General features: G+C 69.7%; 16 protein-coding genes. 5 read left to right on the top strand and 11 right to left on the bottom strand.

Going from position 1 to position 24,053, the window contains the following annotated elements; genetic code table 11:
* Positions 1-9 precede the first annotated feature (9 nt).
* The 4 genes from FJV46_RS15680 to FJV46_RS03915 all read right to left on the bottom strand — a co-directional run bounded on the left by FJV46_RS15680 (position 10) and on the right by FJV46_RS03915 (position 7,434).
* On the bottom strand, positions 10-4,164 hold the full coding sequence (locus FJV46_RS15680; RefSeq protein WP_269461562.1) for a DUF4011 domain-containing protein: 4,155 nt from the start codon (positions 4,162-4,164) through the stop codon (positions 10-12).
* A 146-nt stretch (positions 4,165-4,310) separates the two neighbouring features.
* On the bottom strand, positions 4,311-5,897 hold the full coding sequence (gene guaA / locus FJV46_RS03925; protein ID WP_087029745.1) for a glutamine-hydrolyzing GMP synthase: 1,587 nt from the start codon (positions 5,895-5,897) through the stop codon (positions 4,311-4,313).
* A gap of 54 nt (positions 5,898-5,951) precedes the next feature.
* Positions 5,952-6,440, bottom strand: coding sequence for a DUF3817 domain-containing protein (locus tag FJV46_RS03920; protein ID WP_087029747.1), 489 nt, complete (start codon positions 6,438-6,440; stop codon positions 5,952-5,954).
* Positions 6,433-7,434: an SURF1 family protein gene (locus tag FJV46_RS03915; protein WP_232008426.1), complete on the bottom strand. Its 1,002-nt coding sequence runs from the start codon at positions 7,432-7,434 to the stop codon at positions 6,433-6,435. Before FJV46_RS03915 ends, FJV46_RS03920 begins: the two co-directional genes overlap by 8 nt.
* A gap of 156 nt (positions 7,435-7,590) precedes the next feature.
* On the opposite strand from FJV46_RS03915, the gene FJV46_RS03910 reads away from it, so the two are divergent.
* Both FJV46_RS03910 and FJV46_RS03905 read left to right on the top strand, forming a co-directional pair.
* Positions 7,591-9,312, top strand: coding sequence for an ABC transporter transmembrane domain-containing protein (locus FJV46_RS03910; protein ID WP_087029754.1), 1,722 nt, complete (start codon positions 7,591-7,593; stop codon positions 9,310-9,312).
* Positions 9,305-11,050 (top strand): ABC transporter ATP-binding protein, encoded by a 1,746-nt coding sequence (locus FJV46_RS03905; protein WP_087029757.1) that lies wholly within the window; start codon positions 9,305-9,307, stop codon positions 11,048-11,050. Before FJV46_RS03910 ends, FJV46_RS03905 begins: the two co-directional genes overlap by 8 nt.
* Before the next feature lie 21 nt (positions 11,051-11,071).
* On the opposite strand, the gene FJV46_RS03900 is transcribed toward FJV46_RS03905, so the two are convergent.
* The 4 genes from FJV46_RS03900 to FJV46_RS03885 all read right to left on the bottom strand — a co-directional run bounded on the left by FJV46_RS03900 (position 11,072) and on the right by FJV46_RS03885 (position 15,105).
* On the bottom strand, positions 11,072-11,563 hold the full coding sequence (locus tag FJV46_RS03900) for a PTS sugar transporter subunit IIA (protein ID WP_087029760.1): 492 nt from the start codon (positions 11,561-11,563) through the stop codon (positions 11,072-11,074).
* 88 nt (positions 11,564-11,651) lie between these two features.
* Positions 11,652-13,376, bottom strand: a complete 1,725-nt coding sequence (locus tag FJV46_RS03895) for a glycerol-3-phosphate dehydrogenase/oxidase (protein WP_087029763.1) — start codon at positions 13,374-13,376, stop codon at positions 11,652-11,654.
* Between the two features lie 63 nt (positions 13,377-13,439).
* Positions 13,440-14,579 carry a GuaB3 family IMP dehydrogenase-related protein gene (locus FJV46_RS03890; protein ID WP_087029766.1) on the bottom strand — a complete coding sequence of 380 codons (1,140 nt, stop codon included), beginning with the start codon at positions 14,577-14,579 and terminating at the stop codon, positions 13,440-13,442.
* 4 nt (positions 14,580-14,583) lie between these two features.
* The gene (locus FJV46_RS03885) at positions 14,584-15,105 is read right to left on the bottom strand and encodes an FBP domain-containing protein (protein ID WP_087029769.1); all 522 of its coding nucleotides are present in this window, start codon (positions 15,103-15,105) and stop codon (positions 14,584-14,586) included.
* An 88-nt stretch (positions 15,106-15,193) separates the two neighbouring features.
* Between FJV46_RS03885 and FJV46_RS03880 the strand changes: the two genes are divergently transcribed.
* Together FJV46_RS03880 and FJV46_RS03875 are read left to right on the top strand one after the other, a co-directional pair.
* Positions 15,194-15,403: a hypothetical protein gene (locus FJV46_RS03880; RefSeq protein ID WP_087029772.1), complete on the top strand. Its 210-nt coding sequence runs from the start codon at positions 15,194-15,196 to the stop codon at positions 15,401-15,403.
* Between the two features lie 205 nt (positions 15,404-15,608).
* Positions 15,609-16,298, top strand: coding sequence for an LmeA family phospholipid-binding protein (locus FJV46_RS03875; RefSeq protein WP_087030352.1), 690 nt, complete (start codon positions 15,609-15,611; stop codon positions 16,296-16,298).
* A gap of 69 nt (positions 16,299-16,367) precedes the next feature.
* Here FJV46_RS03875 and FJV46_RS03870 read toward each other — a convergent pair whose 3' ends face one another.
* The 3 genes from FJV46_RS03870 to FJV46_RS03860 form a co-directional block, all read right to left on the bottom strand.
* The gene (locus tag FJV46_RS03870; protein WP_087029774.1) at positions 16,368-18,197 is read right to left on the bottom strand and encodes an ABC transporter ATP-binding protein; all 1,830 of its coding nucleotides are present in this window, start codon (positions 18,195-18,197) and stop codon (positions 16,368-16,370) included.
* A gap of 45 nt (positions 18,198-18,242) precedes the next feature.
* Complete coding sequence (gene guaB / locus FJV46_RS03865) at positions 18,243-19,769, bottom strand: IMP dehydrogenase (RefSeq protein WP_087029778.1); 1,527 nt, start codon at positions 19,767-19,769, stop codon at positions 18,243-18,245.
* A 121-nt stretch (positions 19,770-19,890) separates the two neighbouring features.
* Positions 19,891-21,945 carry an acyltransferase family protein gene (locus tag FJV46_RS03860; protein WP_239961503.1) on the bottom strand — a complete coding sequence of 685 codons (2,055 nt, stop codon included), beginning with the start codon at positions 21,943-21,945 and terminating at the stop codon, positions 19,891-19,893.
* Positions 21,946-22,261: 316 nt separating this feature from the next.
* On the opposite strand from FJV46_RS03860, the gene FJV46_RS03855 reads away from it, so the two are divergent.
* Complete coding sequence (locus tag FJV46_RS03855; protein ID WP_087029781.1) at positions 22,262-23,929, top strand: ribonuclease J; 1,668 nt, start codon at positions 22,262-22,264, stop codon at positions 23,927-23,929.
* Positions 23,930-24,053 lie beyond the last annotated feature (124 nt).

Here is a 24,053-nt window from a genome sequence, read left to right as displayed (position 1 = left end):
CTCACCCGATCAGCCCCAGTGCGGAGGGCGCTGCTCCCTGAGCCAGTCGTCGTGGTTCTCCTCTGTCTCGCCCCACGAGCGGGGATTGTCCTCAGCCGCGGTCCTCGGGACGGACTCCGATGCGTCGGCAAGCTCCTCGGGCCCGCGTCCGACGTTCGTTCCACGGCCCGGGTGTTGCTCGTCCTTGCGCATCCTGGCGGCGTCCTTCCGTGTCCTGGGTTGATCGGCGACGTCCCGCGTCGGCAGTCCGACCACCGCAGAGGCGCGCTCCGCGCAACCGTCGGGATCGGTGAACACCTCGATCGTCCACAGCGGCATGTACCGCCAGCCCATCCGCTCGAGGATCTGGGGGCGCAGCCGGCTGCGCTCACGGACGGACATCGAGCCGTAGCGGCCGGTGCCGTCCGACTCGATGGCGAGCGGGGCGGGCCGCGCATCCCCGGCTGCCGCGGGGGCTCCGTCGGGGCCCCGGTCGGCGGGTCGTACGGCCACGATGTCGAGGACGCCGGCGTAGTGGTCCCACACTTCAGCTCCCCGGTACCGCAGCCTGTCGACGAGGTCCGCAACCAGCGGGTCCTCGTTGGCGGAGGTGCCTCCGGACAAGGTGTCGGGACGCGCCGCACCGTTCCCGAGTTCGCGCTGCAGGAGTTCGAAGAAGTCCACGGCGCCCGCGGTGAGCCTGTCCCGATCGAGATCGGACGGCTCGAAGCACGTGAGCACGTGCTGGAGGCGCCGCGCCCTGGTCATGGCCATGACGAAGTTCCGGCGACCGTCCGGACCGGAGAGCGGCCCGAAGGAATGCAGCGCCCGCCCGTGGGGCGTCCGCCCGAATCCCAGCGAGAAGATGATGTCGTCCCGGACGAGTCCGCCCGCGCGCTCCACCGGAACCACACGGAAAGCCTCGCGTCCGGGTGTGAAGAATCCGGCGGCCCACGGGAACTCTGCCATCTGGAGACGGATCGCCTCACCCACACGGGCTGCATGCCGGGCGCTGACCGTGACGACGGCGAGGGAGGAGCTCGGACGACGGCGGATGTGCTCGAAGACGAGTTCGACGACGCGATTCACCTCCACGGCGACGCTTTCGACGCCCTCGTGCTCGGAGCTCGGCATCCCCGTGCCGTTCGGAAGGTACTCGACGACGAGTCCGCGACCTTCTCCGGTGACCTCCGAGGCCAACGGGAGCCGCGAGAGCTTTCCGTCGTAGAACGCCTCGCTCAGATAGGTGTCGAGACTCCTGTCCACTCCGCGGTAGATCTCCGTCAGGCCGCGGACCGGCAGGACCTCCCGCAGTGCGTCGAAGGCACTCGGCAGGGGCTCGAGGGTGGACGCGCGATCCGCGGACTGCACCTCGATGCTGAAGCGCGTGGGTCCCGCGAGCCGGTCGTCACCGAAGACGACGACCTGCCGGGCCCGCGCGATACACGGCACCGCACTCTGCAGGGACATCGATTCGCCATCGAGGATCACCGCGGTGTCGAATCGGAAGCGCTCGGGTACCGATCCCCTGATGGTCAGCGGGCTGACCGCCCAGACGGGCACGAGCGCCGCGACGAGATCGCGGTGCAGGCCGGAGAAGACCTCCAGGGTGAGGGTCCCGTCCTTCAGCTCCTGGCGCAGGCGCGCCGCATCCTCCGCGTGCGCTGTGACAGCGGCGCGCCAGCGCTCGGCCAGCGCCCACCGGATGCGGGCGGGTCCGGAGGCGATGTGCGCGTTGTCGGCCAGCCGGAACTCGGCTTCGAGCGTGCGCAGACTCGTGCCGTCGGACATGGCCAGGTAGTCGTCGCCGCTGATCATGGCCTCGAGGGCGGACTGCCACCAGGCGAGCTCCAGTTCCGAGCCGACGCGGTCAGCGGGAACCTCGCGGGCGGCGAGGTCGTCCAGCAGCTCCGCCAGCCCCTGCTCCCGCATCTCGTCGAGGAGGAGTGTGCGCTCTGGCAGGGTTTCCAGGGTCTCGCGGTCTGCGGCGAGACCGGTGAGGACGGACTCGAGATCGTCCAGTCCGACGCCGGCGAGATCGGGGCGTCCGGGGGTGGAATGCAGGATTCCCGTCAGCTCCATGAGACGGGTTCCCACCGCGTGGTAGGCCGCATGGATCTCCGCCAGCCCGGTCGGCACCGACGGGTGCCGTTCCGTGAGGGCGTATCTCGTCCACAGGGTGCGCTGCTGCTGCACCTCGAGGAGTGAGGAGTGGAGGTCAGAGATGTGCACCCCGGGCCGGATGTACTCCTTCGCGACCCGTCGCAGACGCGAACGCGTCATCGTGCTCATCTCGATCTCTCGCTCCTTGCGCCAGGACGTCGGCGCCGTGGCGGAGATGAGATCCGTGACGGGCCGGTCGAAGATGTCCGGCGTGAACTTGTCGAGGCTCTCCCGCACGGCGACCAGCAACTCCAGCTGGTCACCCCACTCCGAGAATGTGGCACCGACGGTGATGTGCGAGTGCTCGGCCACGCGCTGGACCCGCAGGCGGAGATCCGGGATCTCCGTCGCGAGGGCCTCGGCGAGACCGTGGGCGTGCTCGGTCTCCTTGCGGTTGAGCAGCTGCGCGCCGTACCAGGGACTCTGCGTCGCCGCTCTGCTGAAGCTGCCGAGTTCGGCGGCGCGCTGCAGACGTCCGGTGAGTTCCGCGCGGTCGGCGATGGAGTCCAGCACGCTGCGCTTCAGTCTGACCGTCGTGGAAGGGGCTGGATCGAGCGCGGTGAGTCCTGCCAGGGACTGCATCGCCTGGTAAGGCGAACACCCCCACCGGCTGCGCACGTTGTGAAGACTCCGTACGTGCTCCGTCAGGTGGTGACGATGAGCGCGCAGGGTGGAGTGCAGGGTGTCGAGCTGCGGTTCCACGGCCTTCTCGTTACGCACGAGCGCGCGGATGACGGCCTCGCGGAGCTGGGCGGAGCCGGTCTGGCTGCCCGCCTGCAACACGAGCGAGCCGAGGTCGAGGCCGTCGAGGTCCTGCACGAATTCGTTCAGGGTGCCGCGGCGCTCGGCTGCGATCGCCACGAGCGATCCCGTCGCCGCCGCCCGGGCAGCCACGTTCAGGGCGGTCTGCGTCTGGCCCGTTCCGGGTGGTGTGGCCACGGCGAGGCTGACGCCGGCTGCCGCGAGATCGAGGACCTCCTGCTGGGCCCGGTCGGCGTCGAGGACCAGCACTTCGCCCGCCGGGTCCCGGTCATCCGCGGTCGGGAAGTCCAGGTGGTCCGCGGCGCCCTCGAGTGCCGACGTCCCTTCCCCGTCTCCGCGAGCCGCCGCCATGAGGGCGGCGAGGACGGGATGCTCGGGGCTCAGGGCGGGATCACCCTTGACTCCTGCGAGATCGGCGAAGGTCGACACGAGGACACGGTGTTCCACCGACATCCCCCGGACACCTTCGGCCAGACTCCGCATCCGCTCGAGCACCGGGTGGGGATCGAACCGTGCCGTCCCGTAGGCGAGCCGGGCGATGGCGACCGGGTCGACCTGGAGTCCCTGGTGGTTGCGCAGGTGCCGGACGAGCGCCGGGTTCATCCTCGCCTGCTCGGTGATCTGCAGCTCGTAGTCGTCCTGCGAGGCGTGGACGGAGAGAGAGATCGCGGTCAGGAGAACCGGGGCATTCAGGGTTTCCGAGCGTCCTGAGGCGTCCACGGCCCGCCAGGAGGCGGTGCCTGCGGCGAGGAAGCCGACATCGATGCCGCGTTCCGTCCCGAGTTCGAAGATCTTGGCGCGCAGCGCCCGGGCGGCCGCTTTCGCGGCACTGTACTGGACCGGATCGCGCAGGAGCGTGGACAGGCGCGTGCGCCGGCCCGCCAGGAGTTGGGCGAGCCCGGAGGGATGGGCATGCGTCAGATCGATGCTCGTCCCGGCTGACGGCCGGAAGTGGAGCAGCGTGTCCCCGGTCGCCTGCGGTCCGAGCCCCTCGAGCCACGGCACCAGGAAGTCCTGCGCGGTGGAGGGTGCGTCCGGGCGTTCTGCCCCGGCATCCTGAGCAGGGCGTGCGGGAGCCGGGCGTGCAGCGGAATCATCCTTCGAGCCGTGGCCGCTTCCCTCACCCGTAGCACCGCCGTCGTCCTCGGCCGGCTGCCTGGATTCGGCGCCCTGACGATCGTCGTGCTGCGCACCGTGCGGACCGTCCTGAGCGGTGTCGGGCGGTGTCCCTTCGACGTCCCGCTGGTCCTGCTCCGGCACGACGGCCTTCTTCCCTGCATTGTCACGAGGTGATCTCGACCAGATGGGCATGTTCTCCAAGCTATCCGAAAAGCGTCCGGACCCCGCGGATAGCAACGCGGCCCGAGCGGACGGGAGTGGGGGTCATCCCCGCCTCCGGTGTCCGCCTATTCCCATTCGATGGTTCCCGGCGGCTTGCTCGTCACGTCGAGCACCACACGGTTGACGCCGTCCACCTCGTTGGTGATCCGGTTCGAGATGCGCGCTAGCAGATCGTACGGCAGGCGCGACCAGTCCGCTGTCATCGCGTCCTCGCTCGACACGGGACGCAGCACGATCGGGTGCCCGTAGGTCCTGCCGTCGCCCTGCACACCGACACTCCGGACGTCCGCCAGGAGAACCACGGGCATCTGCCAGACGTCGTTGTCGAGCCCGGCAGCGGTCAGTTCGGCCCGGGCGATCGCATCGGCCTTCCGCAACAGGTCCAGGCGCTCCTGGGTGATGTCGCCGACGATCCGGATGCCCAGACCCGGTCCGGGGAACGGCTGCCGCCCCACGATCTCGGCGGGCAGGCCGAGCTGAGCACCGACGGCCCGCACCTCGTCCTTGAACAGCGTGCGCAGTGGCTCCACGAGCTCGAACTGGAGATCCTCGGGGAGCCCGCCCACGTTGTGATGGCTCTTGATGTTCGCCGCGCCTTCGCCACCACCGGATTCCACGACGTCGGGGTACAGCGTGCCCTGGACGAGGAATCGGATCGGCTCGCCCTCGGCGGCCGCCTCGCGCATGATCGCGCGTTCTGCCTCCTCGAACGCCCGGATGAACTCGCGGCCGATGATCTTGCGCTTGGTCTCGGGGTCGGAGACACCTGCGAGAGCGTCGAGGAAGCGCTTCTGCTCGTTGGCCACATAGAGCTTCACGCCCGTCGCGGCGACGAAGTCGCGCTCCACCTGCTCGGCCTCGCCCTCGCGCAGCAGTCCGTGATCCACGAAGACGCAGGTCAACTGCTCGCCGACGGCCCGCTGGACCAACGCGGCCGCCACTGCGGAGTCGACGCCGCCGGACAGACCGCAGATCACGCGGGCGTCCCCGATCTGCTCGCGGATGCGCTCCACCTGCTCCTCGAGGATGCTGCGCGTGGTCCAGTTCGGGTCGAGGCGCGCACCGCGGAAGAGGAAATTCTCGATGACGGCCTGCCCGTACTGCGAGTGCTTGACCTCGGGGTGCCACTGCACACCGTAGAGGCCGCGCTCCTCGTGGGCGAAGGCCGCGACCGGCGCACCCGCCGTGCTGGCGAGGACCTCGAAGCCCTCGGGAGCAGCCTGGACGCTGTCGCCATGGCTCATCCACGCATTCTGGTGCTCAGGTGTCCCGGCGAGGATGGAGCGGGATTCGCCGTCGGCGGTGATGTCGGTGGAGCCGTATTCCCGCAGCCCCGTCTTCGCGACGGTGCCGCCGAGGGCGTTCGCCATGGCCTGGAAGCCGTAGCAGATGCCGAGCACGGGCACCCCGGCGTCGAACAGGGCCGGCTCGACCACCGGCGCCCCGTCCGCGTAGACACTGGACGGTCCGCCGGAGAGGATGATCGCCGAGGGGTTCTTCGCGAGGATCTCCTGCGTGCTCAGCGTGTGCGGCACGATCTCGGAGTAGACGTCGGCTTCGCGGACACGCCGCGCGATGAGCTGGGCGTACTGGGCACCGTAGTCCACGACGAGGACAGGGCGGTGTTCGGAGCCGTTCTCGGGGGTAGTCACCCGACAACAATAGTCGGCGGACCCTTGCGGTCGCACCTCGGCGGACGTCCGGGGTCAGTAGCGCGGTGCAGCCTCCGGGTGGGCCGCCAGGTCCGTCTCCGCCTGACGGTGGATACGCTTCTCGACCACGAAGGACAGCAGTGGTACCACGCCCCCCAGGGCGATGAGGATGAATCGGCCGAAGGGCCAGCGCATGAACTGCCACAGCCGGAAATCAGCGATCAGGTAGACCACGTAGAGCCACCCGTGCACGATCAGCACGGCGGTGGACAGGTTGAATCCGCCGGCCGTCTCGGCCACCACCTCCGGCAGGAACTGGAGGGGCGCACCACCCCCGGCGACGATCTCCGTTCCGTAGCCGTACTTGGCGATCATCTCGACGACCACCAGCAGCAGCATCACACCGGTCGCATACGCCAGCACCTTGTAGAACGCGAGGGCGGAACGGATCTGCGCGTGCGTACCCCCGAAGCGCCGCTTCGGCGCACCGGGCGCCGGCGTGCCGGAGTGTCCTGCCGGGGAGGTGCGGGAGGGTTCAGTCACGATGCATGCCGCTTTCACTAGGAGTACTGGGGGACGACGGGTCGCCGGGGAGGGCGACGGGACGGTCGACGGCACGGCCGGCAGTGGCTCGGTCGAGACCGGAGGCTTCGCGCCTCCCCCCGGTCTCCCCCACCTGCGACCCCTCCCGGCTGTGCGATGCCTCGGCGGCGTCTGCGGCGTCCTCGAGCGAGCGCCGGTGATCGTCGGCGACGAGCCGCCACCAGAGGAAGAAGGCGAAGCCCGCGAAGACCACCCACTCGATGGCGTAGAAGATGTTGAGCCAGTTGACGGGGGTCTCCTGCGGTTGCGGGCCGACCACCACGCGCGTCATGTCGCGGTCGAACGGTACTGCTGCCCCGCTGGCGTCCACCTCGGAGGCCACGACGAAGGCGGAGTAGATCGGGGCGTCCCACAGGTTCGAGAGCTCGGCGGTGGAGAGCGTGGGCACCTCGCCCTCGACGGGGCGCTGCACGGCCGGCGCTTCGGGGGGAAGCAGGCGTCCCACGATCGACGCCGCACCTTCCTGCTCGGGGACCGGGACCACATCCTCCGGATGCTGCACCCAACCCAGGACCACGGGGATGACGGCCTCGTCACCGGGAGCACCGGGAGGACCGGAGGAACCAGGAGAGCCAGGAGTACCTGACGGTGCCGTTCGAGCTGAGGAGTTCGACGATGCGTCGACGGCGAAGCCCTGCACCACCCACAGCCCGTCGTCACCTCCGAGCAGGCGGTCCTGCACCAGGACGCGGGTCCCCGGAACGAATACGCCGTCGAGCGAGACCATCTGGTCCGCGTTCGTGGCGTAGAGCGGCGCCAGTGGGTCGAGGACCTCCGTGAGGGGGCGGACGGTCTCCGTGGTGGTGGGTGAGGGCGGCGGCTCGTCCCGCGAGGAGCTGAACTGCCACTGGCTGAGGAGCACGAAGACCGCGGCGATCACCATCGCGAGGATCAGCATGAGGATCCATCGTGGCTTGAGCGCGGTCTTCAACACCCTTCAACGGTACTTCGTACCTCTGTAGAACAACGAATGCGCGGGTGGGTCCCGCGCCGGCCGGACGGGCACCCCCGTGCCCTGTCGTGACCGCTCCCATGAAGTGATTGGCACATCTCTATCGCTTCTGCCCGGGGCCGTCTACAGTGGATCCTCGTGCGCTCCTTCCCCTACTCCCTGACCGATGCGCCGGACCTGCGCTCGCCCACGCGGTACCTGCTCTGGCTGGGCGGGTTCCAGAAGGCCACGCTCGCCGTCGGGATACTCCTCGGGACCGTGTGGATGGCATCGCAGGCCGTGATGCCCTTCGTGCTCGGCCGGGCGATCGACGACGGCGTGATCGCGGGCGATACCGGCTCGCTCGTCGGCTGGGCAGCGGTCCTCCTGGCACTCATGGTGGTGCAGGCGGCCTCCGACACGGCGACGCACCGCGCGGGCGTCAGCAACTGGATGCAGGCGGCCTTCCGTTCCGTGCGGCTCGTGGGCCACAAGATCAGCCGTACCGGCGACGCCCTGCCCGCCGCGCTCTCGACGGGCGAGGTCGTCTCGACGGCGGCGTCGGATGCGTTCCGGCTCGGCGAGGTGTACGAGGTGCTCACGCGGCTGGTCGGCGCAGCGGCCGCGTGGCTCGTCGTGACGGTCCTGATCTGGCAGACCTCCCCCGTGCTCGGCGTCGTGGTACTCGCCGGCGTCCCGGTGTGCTGCGGGCTCCTGCTCTTCGTGGTGCGTCCGATGCAGGCACGGCAGCGGGAGCAGCGTGAGGCATCGGGGGCCATGACCGCGGTGGGCGCGGACACGGTGGCCGGTCTGCGCGTGCTGCGCGGCATCGGCGGCGAGCACATCTTCGTGGACCGCTACCGGGCGAAATCGGCGGCGACCCGTGATTCGGGTATCCGGGTGGCTCATTCGCTGGCGGATCTCGAGGCCTCGCAGGTGTTCATCGCCGGCACCTTCAGCGTGGTGTTCACCTGGGTGGGTGCGTCGCTGGTCCTCGCCGGAGACATCACTCCTGGTGAACTCGTGGCACTCTACGGCTTCTCCATCTTCCTCATGACGCCCATCCGCGCGGCCGCCGACTCCGTGGCCCGTTCTATCCGCGCGCACGTCGGCGCGAGGAAGATCATCGCCGTGCTGTCCGTCGATGCGAATGTGTCCGCGAGCACAGCGCCCGTCGCCGCTCCGCCTGCGGGCTCGGTCCTCGTCGACGAGCGTTCCGGCGTCGTCGTCGCTCCCGGCCTCGTGACCGCCGTCGTCTCCCGCGAACCCGCCGAGTCCACCGAGGCCGTCACGCGCCTCGGTCGCTTCGAGGACGCCGTCCTCGCCGAAGCGACCGTCCGGTGGGGCGGGGCGGACCTCCGTCATGTGCGGCTGGAGGACATCCGCTCCCGCATCGTGGTCAGCGAAGCAGCCCCCCAGCTCTTCAGCGGACCGCTGCGCCGTCAGCTCGACCCCCACGGACGGCACGACGACGACGCCGTGCTCGCGGCGTTGGAGGCGGCGAGCGCGCTGGACATCCTGGAGGGCCTCGACGGCGGGCTCGACCACGAGGTCACCGAGCGCGGCCGGGGTTTCTCGGGCGGCCAGCGCCAGCGCCTTGTTCTCGCGAGGGCCTACCTGACCGACGCCGAGACCCTGGTCCTCGTGGAGCCGACGAGCGCCGTCGACGCCCATACGGAGCAGCGCATCTCCGCCCGCCTGGCGGGAGCACGTCGCCGGGAGGACAGGGCCACGGTCCTCGTCACCGCCAGCCCGCTCATGCTGCGGACGGCGGATCGCGTGCTGTTCCTCGAGGACGGCCGCGTCACAGCACAGGGCAGCCACCAGGACCTCATGAGAAGCAATCCCGCCTACCGGAACGTGGTGATCCGCAGTGAGTAGTACGGCCAGGCTTCCCGTCGCCGGACCGAAGAGCGTACGGGACGAAGCCGCACGGCTGATCCGGCACCACCGGAGGGGGCTCGGCGCGGTGATCACGCTGTACGTGGGCTCCGCCGTCGCGGGGCTGGCCGGCCCCCTCCTCCTCGGCATCCTGATCGATGCGCTGTCCGCAGGTGCCACGTCCGGTTTCGTCGCCGCCCTGTCGCTCGCGATGCTCGGGTTCCTCGCGGTGCAGGCGGTCCTCCGCCGCTACGCCGTGCGATCCGGCATGGTGTTCGGGGAGCGTGTCTTCGCCGAACTGCGCGAGGACTTCATGCGGGACGTCACGGCGCTTCCCCTGTCCACGGTCGAGAAGGCGGGCACCGGGGACCTGGTGGCCCGCACCACCAACGACATCGACGCGGTGTCCCACACCGTCCGCTTCGGCGTGCCGCAGGTGGTCGTGTCGGTCGTGACGATCGTCCTGACGCTCGGCGCCGCCGTCGTCACCTCGCCCGTCCTGTCCCTGGCGCTCCTCGTGGGCCTCCCCCTGCTGTGGCCCGTGACGCGCTGGTACCTCAGGCGCAGCGCCGCGGGCTACATGCGCGAACGCGAGACCTACGCCGTGGTGAACGGGACCATCACCGAGACGATCGAGGGCGCCCGCACGGTGGACGCACTGGACCTCGGGGGGCTGCGCCGGACGGACCTCGACGAGGCCCTGGGCAGCAGCTACCGCGCCGAGCGCTACACCCTGTGGCTGAGGTCTGTCCTCTTCCCGGCTGCGGACGTCGCCTTCTGGCTGCCTGCTGCCGCCGTGCTGCTGTGGGGCGGATGGCTCGCGGGGCAGGGTCTCGTCACCGCGGGCGCCGTCGCCGCCGTCGCCCTGTTCGCCGTGCGCCTGATCGACCCGGTGGACCTGCTCATCATGTGGACCGACGAGATCCAGGTGGGCGCGGCCTCGCTGGCTCGGATCGTGGGCATCAAGGATGTGGAACCCGACCGCGAGGCGACGACGGCGGAGCCCACGAACGAGGACATCGTCGTGTCGGGCGCCACGTACGCCTACCGGCCGGGGCACAACGTGCTGCACGGCGTGGATCTGACGCTGGTACGGGGCGAACGCCTCGCCGTCGTCGGCCCCTCGGGCGCCGGGAAGTCCACGCTCGGTCGCCTGATCGCCGGCATCCACCCCCCGACGTCCGGGTCCGTGACGGTGGGCGGCGTGCCGCTGGTCGACCGTCCGCTCGACGACCTGCGGCGCGAGGTGGCGCTCGTGACGCAGGAGCACCATGTGTTCGTGGGGTCGGTCTCCGACAACGTGCGACTCGGCCGGGCCGATGCGCGCGACGGCGAGATCGAGGACGCCCTGCGCGCCGTGGGCGCTCTCGACTGGGTCAAGCAGCTTCCCGAGGGTCTGGCGACCGAGGTGGGCTCGGGTGCCCACGAACTCACGCCCGCGCGAGCACAGGAACTCGCACTGGCCCGGCTGATCCTCGCGGACCCGCACACCCTCGTCCTGGACGAGGCGACATCGCTGATCGATCCGCAGGCGGCCCGCGATCTCGAGCGCTCGCTCAACGCAGTGCTCGAGGGGCGCACGGTCATCGCGATCGCGCACCGGCTGCATACCGCGCACGACGCCGACCGCGTGGCCGTCGTCGACGCCGGGCGCATCACCGAACTCGGCTCGCACGAGGAGTTGCTGGCGCTCGACGGAGCCTATGCCTCGCTCTGGCATTCCTGGCGGAGCGAGTAGCGGACCTCCGTCGCAGGGGCCCTAGTGGTCGAAGAAGACCAGCGACGAGTTGATCAGCTCGGCGATCACCTCGGCGTCGTGCGCGCGGCGCAGCGACTCGCGGAAGTTCTCCTTGAAGAGGCTGCGGGCGATCGTCGCGAGGACCTCGAGGTGCTCCGAGAAGGACTGCGCGGGCGTGGCCATCAGCAGCACGAGCGTGGCCGGTCCGTCCACGGCCCCGAAGTCGAGGCTGTAGCCGAAGCGGGTGACACCGACGGCGATCGATGTCTGGTTCACGTACTCGCTGCGGGCGTGCGGCAGGCCGACGCCACCGGGGAGCCCGGTGGCCATCTGGTGCTCGCGGGAGTTCACCTGGTCCAGGAACGCCTGGAGATCGGAGATGCGTCCGGCCTCGAACAGGCGGCCCGCGAGTTGCGCCGAGGCTTCTTCCCTGGAGCCGGCCTCCATCTCGAGGATCACGAGATCCGGGGTGGTGAGCAAGGCGTCGTGCAGCTCGAGGGAGAGGTCGCTCACTGGATGCCTTTCGAAGATCCCAGCGGCCGCCGCGTTGCCGGCCGCCGCGCACCGGGATGGGCCGCTCGTCGCGGCCTCCCCGGCCCCTCTAGCTTAGCGGGACGATGTCGTGGACATTCGTCCTCGCACTGTCCGCGGACACGTCGTCGGGCTGTTCCTGGCTCAACCGCTCCGCCTCCACGCGTGCGCGGTAGTGCGTCACCTCGCGATCCACCTGCTGTTCGCTCCAGCCCAGCAGCGGGGCCATGAGGTCGGCGACCACGGGGGCGGCAGAGACGCCCCGGTCCCACGATTCGATGGAGATGCGCGTGCGGCGCGTGAGGACGTCGTCCACGTGCCGGGCGCCCTCGTGCGTGACGGCGAAGACCACCTCCGCCCTCAGGTAGTCGTCCGCGCCCGGGAGCGGCTCACCCAGCGCGGGATCCTCGGTGATGAGCTCCAGCACGGCACCCGCCTGGGTCCCGAACCGCTGGAGCAGGTGCTCCACGCGTGCCACGTGCACGCCGGAGTCGTCGGCCAGCTTGCCGCGCATGTTCCAGGCCGCCTGGTAACCCTCGGCGCCCAGCAGCGGGACGGTCTCGGTGCAGCTCGCCGGGATCTTCTCGTCCAGCGTGCGCGTGGCCTCGTCCACGGCGTCCTTCGCCATCACACGGTAGGTGGTCCACTTGCCGCCGGCGACGACGACGAGACCGGGCACGGGGTGAGCCACGACGTGCTCGCGGGAGAGCTTGGCAGTGGAGTCGTTCTCCCCTGCCAGGAGCGGCCGGAGCCCTGCGTAGACGCCCTCCACGTCCTCACGCGTGAGGGGCCGCTTGAGCACGCGGTTGACGTGGTCCAGGACGTAGTCGATGTCCTTGGAGGTGGCGGCGGGGTGTGCCTTGTCGAGGTCCCAGTCCGTGTCCGTGGTGCCGATGATCCAGTGGCGGCCCCAGGGGATGACGAAGAGCACGGACTTCTCGGTGCGGAGGATCAGGCCCACGGTGGACTGGAAGCGGTCCTTGGGCACCACGAGGTGGATGCCCTTGGACGCCCGGACCTTCATCTGCCCGCGGTCGGTGACCATGGCCTGTGTCTCGTCGGTCCAGACCCCGGTGGCGTTGACCACCTGCTTGGCCCGGATGTCGAACTCGTCGCCGGTCTCCTGGTCCTTGACCCGCGCGCCCACAACGCGCTCGCCCTCCCGCAGGAAGTCCACCACGCTGACGCGGTTGGCTGCCTGGGCGCCGTAGTGCTGGGCCGTCCGGACCATGTTCACCACGTACCGCGCGTCGTCGACCTGGGCGTCGTAATAGCGGATGGAGCCGACCATGGCATCGTCCTTGAGGCTCGGGGCGGCACGCAGGGTGCCTTTCCGGCTCAGGTGCTTGTGCAGTGGGACGCCGCGCGAGTTGCCACCCGTCATGCTCATGGCGTCGTAGAGGGCTATGCCCGCACCCACATAGGGTCGCTCGACGAACCGCTTCGTCAGCGGATACAGGAACGGGACCGGCTTCACGAGGTGCGGGGCGATCCGCTGGATGAGCAGGCCACGCTCCTTGAGCGCCTCCTTGACCAGCGCGAAGTCCAGCATCTCGAGGTAGCGCAGCCCGCCGTGGATCAGCTTGGAGGAGCGCGACGAGGTACCGGAGGCCCAGTCACGCGCCTCGACGATCCCCGTGGTGAGACCGCGGGTCACGGCATCTAGGGCAGCTCCCACGCCCACCACGCCTCCACCGACGATCAGGATGTCGAGTTCGCGGCCGGGCTGCGAGGTGGCCCTCAGCGCTCCCAGCGCGTCGTCGCGGTTCTGCGGACTGAGTGCACCGGATGCCATGGCCGTACCCTTCGTTGGGAGGTTGCGGTAGCTCCCGAGGGAGCTACCGCAACTCTAATCCCATCAATCGACCGACACATAGGGTGAGAGGACCACTTCCACCCGCTGGAACTCCTTCAGATCGGAGTAACCGGTGGTGGCCATCGCCCGGCGCAGCGCACCGATCAGGTTCGAGGTGCCGTCCGTGTGGTGCGAGGGCCCCCACAGCACTTCCTTCAGCGGCCCAACGGTGCCGATCCTCACCCTGTCGCCACGGGGCAGTTCGTGGTGGTGGGCCTCCTGCCCCCAGTGCCACCCCTGGCCGGGGGCTTCCTCGGCGCGGGCCAGGGCGGAACCGAGCATGACGGCGTCGGCGCCCATCGCGATGGCCTTGACGATGTCGCCGCTGGCGCCCATCCCGCCGTCCGCGATCACGTGCACGTACCGGCCGCCGGACTCGTCCATGTAGTCGCGACGCGCTCCCGCGACGTCGGCGATGGCCGAGGCGAGCGGCGAGTGGATGCCGAGCGCGCGGCGCGTCGTCGTCGTCGCCCCTCCCCCGAAGCCGACCAGGACCCCGGCGGCACCCGTACGCATGAGGTGCAGCGCCGGGGTGTACCCGGCCGCCCCGCCGACGATCACGGGGACGTCGAGTTCGTAGATGAAGGTCTTCAGGTCGAGCGGCTGCTCGTTCTTCGACACGTGCTCGGCGGAGACGGTGGTGCCGCGGATGACGAAGATGTCCACGCCCGCCGCCAGGACGGTCTTGTAGAACTGCTGCGTGCGCTGCGGGGTGAGGGAGCCCGCGACCGTCACCCCGGCCTCCCGGATCTCGGCGAGGCGGCTGGTGATGAGCTCGGCCCGGATGGGCGCGTCGTAGAGCTCCTGCATGCGGCGCGTGGCAGCGGGACTGAAGTTCTCGCTGCTCAGTCCTGCGATCTCGTCGAGGACCGGCTGGGGATCCTCGTACCGGGTCCAGAGCCCTTCGAGGTTGAGGACCCCCAGGCCGCCGAGGCGCCCCATGGCGATCGCCGTGGCCGGGGACATCGCCGAGTCCATGGGTGCGGCGACCACCGGCATCTCGAATCCGTACGCGTCGATCTGCCAGTTCACCGAGACGTCCAGCGGGTCCCTCGTCCGTCGGGAGGGCACCACCGCCACGTCGTCCAGCGAATATGCCCTGCGTCCGCGCTTGCCTCGGCCGATCTCGATCTCATAAGTCACTGCTCTAGGTTAGCCCAGGGGCGCGGACGGCCTCCTGCTGCCGCACGCGATCGAGGAACATCGCCGAACGCTCCTGCAGACCGGACACCTGCCGGAGCACGACGACGGCCGGGTCCGGATGGATCTCGCTGGCGGGCGGCTGCCTGCGGACGTTCGAGGAACAGACGAAATCGGCGCAGATGAGCGTTCCGACGCTGTTGCCGTCACGCCCGGACTGCCCGGCCCGGCGGGCGACCCAGAGGAGGACGTCCTCCTTCGAGTAGACATCCCGGCAGAGTTCGCAGAGCACGGAGCGGTTCTTCCGCGCGCCGCTCTCGGGAGCCCGCAGGAGGATTCCCGTGGGGCCCCGGTCCGTGGGCAGGACGAGGTACCCGCGCAGGGGCATCTTCGGGTCCCGCCAGCCGAGGACGTCGAGGTTCTCCCAGTCGAGGTCCTCGAGATTCTTCGGCGGGGTGAGCTTCGCGGCCTCGGAGCGCGTGGCGTTGATGAAGGAGGAGCGGATGTCGGAAATGGAGAGGGGGAGCATGGAGGAGCACCTTTGCAGAGGAGGAATCGAGGGGTATCGGTCTCTGCCGGGTCGAGCACGCAGGGGAAATCGCCGAAGGGACGCCCGAATGGACGTCGAGGGTACATCGACGACCCGGATCGGGTGGGAGACGCACACCGAGGCGTGCGGTCGGCTCTGTCAGCCGTGGAGGCTGGGCGCTGCGTGCTGGAGGGCCGGCGACGGCACCGGGGCACAGCAGGCCCCGTGGGCCACCCCGCTCACCGCGGCGCTCCGGGCCTTCGAGGTCCCCAGCATGCTCACCGTCCCTGTCTCCTGACTATCGTGCCCGGACATCCTCGCAGGAGCAGCGGAGGCAGCGCAAAGCGGCAGTCCGCCCGGCGGTGATCCCGGTCCCTCACGCCGTCGGCCCGCGGCGCGCGTCCCCCGGTCACGGCCTCGGTCGCTGCCACGGAAGCGGCATCGTCGCCTGGCAGGGACCGGATGGAGTGTCCTCCGGCGACGCGACCGACCAGACTGTCCCCATGACGACGACACGTGCGAAGGACTGGCTGATCGGGGCCGTCGGGATGATCCTGCTCCTGCTGGCGGCGGTGGCCATCCTCTGGTGGGCGGTGAGCGAGCCCGCCGGCAGCGCTGCGGACGACGGCGTTCCGCCCGCGTCGCAGGGTGCGGACGTCCCCGCGGCTGCACCTCCTGCCGGCCTGGGGGACGACGGGGTGTGGTTCGCGAGTCTGCGGCTCGACGCGGAGACGGTTGTCGCCTCGGGATCGACGCTGCGGGACGTTCGGGCCGTCGGCGACGGCGTGGTGACAGGTCCGGACGACGTGGTGGCCGCACGGCTGACCGTCGACGCGACCGTGCCCTTCGACGTGGTCGCTGAAGAGGTGGGTGACGGTTCGGAGGTGCGGGCCGCGCAGGACGGACAGGCGGCCGTGGTGCGGACGGTCGAGGCCTTCGGCCGTGAGATCCGGGTCGTCGCGACCGGTACGGTCGACGTCGAGAACGGCCGCCTGGTCCTCGAACCGCGCTCGATCGACGTCGGAGGGCCCGACGTCCTCTCCAGCGCCCTCGCCGCCGTGGTCCGCGGCTCGGTGACCTTCGAGCACGAGATCGAGGGACTGCCGGAGGGACTCGTGCTGCAGGACGTCGTGGTCCGGGAGGACGGCCTCCGCGCGACCCTCGAGGGCACCGACGTCGCCCTGCAGCCCTGAGCCGGTGCCCGCGCCACGGACGGCACCGCGTGCCCGGGTGCCGGCGGGCCGGGTGCCGGCGTCAGCCCCTCAGGCCTCCGGCAGCTGACTCTCGAACATGCGGTAGTACCGCCCGCGGAGCGCGACGAGTTCGCGGTGTGTACCGGACTCGACCACACGCCCGTCCTCGAGCATGTACACCACGTCCGCCTTCTCGATCGTGGCGAGGCGGTGGCTGATCGCGACGATGGTCCGGGAGCGGTCGGCGAACAGCCGCGTGAAGATCCGGTGCTCGGCGAGGGCGTCGATGGCCGACGTCGGCTCGTCCATCACGATGAAGGGCGCGTCCCGGTAGAAGTTCCTGGCCATCGCGAGGCGCTGCCACTGGCCGCCCGACAGGCCGCTGCCCTTCCGCCCGCGGGGGTCCTCCATCCAGTTGCTGACGTAGTTCTCGAAACCGTTCGGCATCTTCTCGATGAATTCGGCGGCCTCGGCATCCCGTGCCGCCTCGCGCACCCGCTCGTCGTCGCGCAGACGGTGGACGTCACCGAAGTAGATGTTGTTCTCCGCCGTCGCGAACTCGTAGCGCAGGAAGTCCTGGGACATGACGGCCAGGTGCTGGTGCCAGTCGTCGATGGCGATCTCCCGGAGGTCCCGGCCGTCGAGCAGCACCTGCCCCTCGCTCGGCCGGTACAGGCCGGCGAGGACCCTGATCAGCGTCGACTTGCCGGCGCCGTTCTCCCCCACGATCGCGATGTGCGTGCCCCGCTCGAAGAACATCGAGATACCCCTGAGCACCTCGGTCTCCCCGCCTGCGTAGGTGAAGTGGATGTCGCGGAGCTCGACGGCGGACGGCGCCTCCGCCAGCCGGCCGCGGGCAGCGGTGGACAGCGGGAAGTCCATGAACTGCTCGTAGTCCTTCAGGTTCGCGAGGTCCTCGTCGATGGAACTGAGCGAGGACACGAGATTGTTCGCCGTGCTCAGCGCCCGGCTCACGATCTGCTGCACGTACAGGAACTGGCCCACGGGCTGCGCACGTACGATGATCTGGCCCACGATCCAGACGAGCGCCAGCAGTTCGGCCCCGTACTGCAGGGCGTCCGCGAGGAGTTGCTTGGGGATGTACTTCTTCTGGAAATCCAGCCGCCGCTTCTCGTCGGCGTCGCGCAGGGTGGACCGCAGGTCCATGAGATGGCGGACGATCCCGTACAGGCGCATCTCCGCGATGTGCTGCGGCTTCATCAGGTTGTTCTCGATCATGCGCCGCTGCCGGCGTGAGTCCACCTGCGTGTTCCAGTGCGCCATCTGCTCGCGTGAGAGCCGGAACTGGAGGTAGACGCTGGGGATAATCGCCACGAGGACGATCAGCGCGACCCACCAGCTCACCAGCAGCAGCGCGCCGATCGCGAGCACCACCGAGGCGAGCTGCGTGAAGATCGCGGCGATGCGGTCCAGCACCCGGGCGTAGGAGTCGGAGAAACGGCGGGCCCTGTCGTAGAGGTCCACGGTGTCCTTGTCGTCGTACCGCCAGAACTCGAGCGCGAGGAACCGCTCGTACATGCGGTCGCCCACGATCGCGCCGACGCGGAAGCTGAGGACCTGCTGGATGTAGCGGTCCACGCTGGTGAACGCCCCCCACAGGAGCCCGAGTACGGCCGTCACGATCACGTAGACGACGGCGGACCGGCCCGCGTCGGGGTCACCGGCATAGGCCGCGGCGAGCGCCGTCGTCGTCAGGGACGCGAAGTAGGTGGTGACGAGCGGCAGGACCGCCGAGATCAGGGAACCCGCGATCTTCATGGCGACCGCGCCGGGCGAGGCCTTCGCGCTGACGACGAGGACCTGTCCGACGGCGCGGGCGTAGGGTCCGAGGCGGAGCTTCCGACGGGCCGTGGCTTCGGGCTGCGGCAGTCCGCTCATACGGCAGCAGCCCCCTCGGCGAGAAGGCTGATGCCGGCGGCCGCGCTACTTGGAGCCGTAGTTGGGCGCCTCGACCGTCATCTGGATGTCGTGCGGGTGGGATTCCTTGAGGCCGGCGGCCGTGATCCGGACGAACTTGCCCTTGGCCTTCAGCTCGGGGATGGTCCGCGCTCCCGTGTAGAACATGGTCTGACGGAGACCGCCCACGAGCTGGTAGGCCACCGACGCCAGCGGCCCGCGGTATGCGACGCGCCCTTCGATTCCCTCGGGGATCAGCTTGTCGTCGCCCGTGACATCCGCCTGGAAGTAGCGGTCCTTCGAGTACGAGGTGTTCTTGCCGCGCGTCTGCATGGCCCCGAGGGAGCCCATGCCGCGGTAGGTCTTGAACTGCTTGCCGTTGACGAAGATCAGCTCGCCGGGAGCCTCGGCCGAGCCTGCGAGCAGCGAGCCGAGCATCACCGTGTCCGCGCCCGCGACGATCGCCTTGCCGATATCCCCCGAGTACTGCAGGCCGCCGTCGGCGATGACCGGCACCCCCGCGGGGATCGCTGCCTTCGCCGACTCGTAGATCGCCGTGACCTGGGGGACGCCGACGCCGGCGACCACACGGGTGGTACAGATGGACCCCGGGCCCACGCCCACCTTGATGCCGTCCGCTCCTGCGTCGATCAGCGCCTGGGCGCCCTCGCGCGTGGCGGCCTGACCACCGATGATGTCGACGTGCGCCAGGGACTTCTCGGCCTTCAGCCGGGCGATCATCTCGAGCACGCCGGCACTGTGCCCGTTCGCGGTGTCCACGAACAGCGCGTCCACGCCGGCGTCCACCAGCGCCATGGCGCGCTCCCAGCCGTCGCCGAAGAAGCCGATCGCTGCGCCGACGCGGAGGCGGCCGTCGTCGTCCTTCGTGGAGAGCGGGTACTGCTCGGCCTTCGTGAAGTCCTTGACGGTGATGAGGCCCCGGAGGATCCCCTCGTCGTCGACGAGGGGCAGCTTCTCGATCTTGTTGGCCGCGAGGAGGTTGATGGCGTCGTCCCCGCTGATGCCGACGTGACCCGTGACGAGGGGCATCTTGGTCATGACCTCGCGCACCAGCATGCGCGGGAAGTCGCGCTCGAGGACGAAGCGCGTGTCGCGGTTCGTGACGATGCCGAGGAGGTGGCCGGCGTCGTCGACCACGGGAAGACCGGAGACCCGGTAGTGGCCGCAGAGCTCGTCGAGCTCGGCCAGCGTGGCGTCGGGACCGATGGTCAGCGGATTGGTGATCATGCCGGACTCGCTGCGCTTCACGCGGTCCACCTGGTCCGCCTGGTCGGAGACCGACAGGTTCCGGTGGATCACGCCCAGGCCACCCTGACGCGCCATGGCCACGGCCATCCGCGACTCCGTGACGGTGTCCATCGCCGAGGAGAGCAGCGGTGTCCGCACCGTGATGCGCTTCGAGATGCGCGACGACGTATCCGCCTCCGAGGGGATCACGTCGGTGTGGCCGGGGAGCAGGAGCACGTCGTCGTACGTCAGGCCGATGAATCCGAAGGGGTCGTGGGTCTCGTTCTGGCCGGACTGCTCGCTCAATGCTGCCTCTTTCGGTATCGCCCGATGGGGGTGGGTCAGGGGCCTTCAGCGGGTGGGCCCGCGGGCTGTTTCAGTCTAGAACGGATCGGGTGACCCCCCTATTCCGGTGACAGCGCTCACGTCACCAGCCCAACGCGGCCCGGAAGCGTTTCTCGAAGACCGGCGTGGTCGTCGCCACGTAGGTCCGGGAGAGGTGGTCCCGGTCCATGTAGGTGCGTACGTTCCCGATCACCCCGTGGCACATCTCCCCCGGGCAGATGAGATCGGTCAGCTCCATGTGCTCGAGGCCCTCCACGCGGGCCGCGACGGCGGCGAGCGGCGAGGACGGCGCCAGGAGCTCGCCGGCCGGCACGTCGCACGCCTCGACATCGCCGGAATGCAGCGCCGTGCACTCGGCCATGTCCTCCTCGAAGCGCGGCGTGTCCCGTAGCCCCACCACGGGTATGCCCGCCTCGAGAAGGGGTGCGATCCCCTCCTCGAACCCCTCGGGAACCTCTTCGGCCGGCGAACTCCAGTCCGTGCGCGTGCCGACCGTGAGGACGGCATCGGGCGCCAGTTCGAGGGCGTAGGCGACGGCTGCCCGGTTGAAGGCCGAACACGCGGCGTCGACGGTTCCGGGCGCATCGACGAGACGGCAGCTCGGCCGGTGCACCGAGACGGCCAGCCAGTTGTTCCCGGTGGCCATGGCACCGACAGCGGTCATCCACATCTTGGAGTGGGAGTCGCCGAGCAGCAGCACGGTGCGCTCCGCCGCGGCCGGGTCCCCGGTCTGCACGCAGGACGCGAGGAGTGGGTCCGCCGGCATGAGGCCCTCGGCGCAGGGGCCGTCCGCGGCGGGCCACTCGCCGCCGAGGCTGCTGGCGAGCGGCATCACCAGGGCATCGTCGGAGCCGCTGAAGCGGAACCCGGGTGAGAGTGCGGCGGCGCCGGGGTTGTCGGCGGATGTCTGCTGTTCCGCCGCCGTCTCCTGCGCCTGCACCCTGTACTCCCAGCCCGAGAGCGGCACGGCCACCAGTGCGAGCACGACCGCCAGGACGAGGCCCGTGCGCCGTCGTCGTCCGGACAGCCAGGACCACGACGCCACGGGGGCCTCGATGAGGCGCGTCGTGAGCACGGCGAGCACGAGGGATGCGGCGATGACCACAGCCCCGTCCAGCAGGCCCGCGGTCGGCTTCTCCGCGACGATCAACCAGATGACCAGGACGGGCCAGTGCCACAGGTACAGCGCGTAGGAGGCCCCGCCGAGCTGCAGGCAGGGTGCCGAGGACAACCAGCGGTCCACGCCGGCGCGACTGCCCGTCCGGCCCGCCACGATGACGGCGGCCGCGGCGAGCGTGGGCCAGAGGGCGATGTACCCCGGGAACTGCTGCTGTACCTGCAGGAGCAGCCCGCAGGCCAGCATCATGGCCACCCCTGTCCACCCCAGCAGGATCCGCGCGCGCATCGGAAGTCGGAGGTAGGGCAGGACGAGCGCCACGAGGGAGCCGAGGGCGAACTCCCAGAGCCGCGCTCGCGTGTCGAAGTACGCGGCGGCCTGGTCCGTTCCCGTCTGCCAGATCGAGAACGCGAGGGACAGGACGAAGATCGTGCCGAACACCGCCAGGAGGACGGGCCTCGGACGGAGCGAGGACCTCCGGACCAGCACGGCGCACGCCGCGAACAGGAGGGGCCAGAGCAGGAAGACCTGGCCCTGCACGGAGAGCGACCAGAAATGCTGCAGGGGACTCGCCGCGCTGTCGTCGAGCGCGTAGTAGTCGACGGCGTTTCCCGCGAGCTCCCAGTTCTGCCGGTAGGTCAGGGACGCCCATGTCTGGTCGAAGACGGACCGCCACCGCGAGCTCGGCAGGTAGGCTGCCGTCGCTGCGAGCACAGCGAGGAGGACGACGACGGCGGCCGGCAGCAGTCGCCTGAGCAGGCCGAGCCAGTACCCCACGAGGGCCGCCGGCTTCCCGGACTCGAGCCGCTGCGTGAAGGTCAGGGTGAGAAGGAACGCCGACACCAGGAGGAACACGTCGACCCCGCCCGAGACGCGACCGAGCCAGACGTGGTAGACCACGACCATGGCGACGGCCACCGCCCTCAGACCCTGCACCTCCGGACGGAAGCGCCGCTCACCCGCCTGATCACGGACCGGTGTCCCACCGGCGGGAGGAGTACTCTGCAGGACGGACAACACGCTGTTCCTCCTCGAGGCACGGACGGCAAGAACTGGACACGGGGTTCTAGTTTATCGTTTCGTGACCTCCGCCCCGGACCCGGCGCCCTCGTGCACCGGCCGGCCGATCCGCCGTTGAGGCACCGGACGTCGTACCCTAGAGGGAGTATCCGCCCGGCCCGACCGGGACCACTTCAGGGATTCGCCGGGATGACCGGCCTCGACGACACTCGTCCAGCGGCCACTGCCCTGCCCCCGCCACCACTGAAAGAAACCTAAATCTGTGAATAAAAGACCTGCCGCACTGACAGCACCACGGGAACTGGCCAAGGGAGCCATGCGCATCGTCGCCCTCGGCGGGATCGGTGAGATCGGCAGAAACATGACCGTGTTCGAGTTCGACGGCAAGCTGCTGATCGTCGACTGCGGCGTCCTCTTCCCGGAGGAGCACCAGCCGGGCATCAACGTCATCCTCCCCGATTTCTCCTCCATCCGGGACCGGCTCGACGACGTCGTCGCCGTCGTCCTCACGCACGGCCACGAGGACCACATCGGAGGTGTCCCGTACCTCCTGAAGGAGCGGGCGGACATCCCCCTGGTCGGTTCGCGCCTGACACTGGCCTTCATCGAGGCGAAGCTCAAGGAGCACCGCATCACCCCGAAGACCGTCCAGGTCAAGGAGGGCGACCGCAGGACCATGGGCGGCTTCGATCTCGAGTTCGTCGCCGTCAACCACTCCATCCCCGACAGCCTCGCCGTCGCCATCCGCACCGCGGCCGGGATGGTGCTGCACACGGGTGACTTCAAGATGGACCAGTTCCCGCTGGACCGCCGCATCACGGACCTCGGCTCGTTCGCGCGCCTCGGCGCCGAGGGTGTGGACCTGTTCCTGACCGACTCCACCAATGCGGACGTCCCGGGCTTCACGACGTCGGAGAAGGACCTCGGCCCGGCTATCGACGCCGTGTTCCGCACCGCCCCGCGCCGCATCATCGTCTCGAGCTTCGCGAGCCACATCCACCGCATCCAGCAGATCATCGACACCGCGCACCGCCACCGCCGCAAGGTGGCGTTCGTGGGACGCTCGATGGTCCGCAACATGACCATCGCGGCGGACCTGGGCTACCTCAACATCCCGCAGGGCCTGCTCGTGGACTTCAAGAAGCTCGAGCGCAGCGACGACCACAAGGTGGTCCTGATCTGTACCGGATCGCAGGGCGAGCCCATGGCCGCCCTGTCCCGCATGGCCAACAAGGACCACGCGATCCGCATCAGCGAGGGTGACACGGTCCTGCTCGCGAGCTCGCTCATCCCGGGCAACGAGAACGCGATCTACGGCATCATCAATGCACTCACCGAGATCGGTGCCAACGTGGTCCACAAGGGCAACGCCAAGGTCCACGTCTCCGGCCACGCGAGCGCCGGTGAGCTCGCCTACTGCTACAACATCGTCAAGCCGCGCAACGTCATGCCCGTGCACGGCGAGTGGCGCCACCTCCGCGCGAATTCGGAGATCGCCGTCGCGACCGGCGTCGACCCGCGCAACGTCGTCATCGCCCAGGACGGCGTGACCGTCGACCTCGCCCGCGGCCGCGCCACCATCTCGGGCAAGGTCGACGCCGGCCTCGTGTTCGTCGACGGCGACAGCGTCGGCGGCATCACCGAGGAGGACCTCGTGGAGCGCCGGCGCCTGGCCGAGGAGGACCTCGTGGAGCGCCGGCGCCTGGCCGAGGAGGGCGTGGTCACGGTCCTCGCGATCATCGACCCCGACAACGGCGAGATCGTCGAGGCGCCCGAGTTCTTCACCAAGGGCTTCTCGTGCTCCAACGAGGACCTCGACAAGGCCGGCGCAGCAGTCGAGAAGGCTCTGCGCGACGCCGCTTCGAACCGGCAGGGCGGCCGCCGCCAGGACCCCGAGGACATCATTGAACGGGCCACGGCGAACTGGATGCGCCGGTTCTACAACCGGCAGCCGGTCGTCACCGCCATCGTCGTCGACGCCTGATCCCCGCTCCGGGGTCCGAGTACCCCGCAGCACCACGAAGCCCCGGCACTCGAAGGAGTGGCCGGGGCTTCGTCGTCGGCCCCGAAGACCTTCCGATCCCACCCCGGCCTTCCCGGAGTGGGAG

Origin of the sequence: Arthrobacter agilis (genome assembly GCF_006494655.1) — a bacterium.
GTDB classification, from domain to species: domain Bacteria; phylum Actinomycetota; class Actinomycetes; order Actinomycetales; family Micrococcaceae; genus Arthrobacter_D; species Arthrobacter_D agilis.
Note: the sequence above shows the minus strand (reverse complement) of the source record. Positions and strands in the feature narration are given on the sequence as shown.

Bases quoted from the DNA above. Each gene is read 5' to 3' on its own strand.
- FJV46_RS03895 (WP_087029763.1), bottom strand. From the start codon at position 13,376: ATGGCATCCGGTGCACTCAGTCCGCAGAACCGCGACGACGCGCTGGGA.
- FJV46_RS03885 (WP_087029769.1), bottom strand. From the start codon at position 15,105: ATGCTCCCCCTCTCCATTTCCGACATCCGCTCCTCCTTCATCAACGCC.
- FJV46_RS03880 (WP_087029772.1), top strand. From the start codon at position 15,194: ATGGACGTCGAGGGTACATCGACGACCCGGATCGGGTGGGAGACGCAC.
- FJV46_RS03875 (WP_087030352.1), top strand. From the start codon at position 15,609: ATGACGACGACACGTGCGAAGGACTGGCTGATCGGGGCCGTCGGGATG.
- FJV46_RS03870 (WP_087029774.1), bottom strand. From the start codon at position 18,197: ATGAGCGGACTGCCGCAGCCCGAAGCCACGGCCCGTCGGAAGCTCCGC.
- FJV46_RS03855 (WP_087029781.1), top strand. From the start codon at position 22,262: ATGCGCATCGTCGCCCTCGGCGGGATCGGTGAGATCGGCAGAAACATG.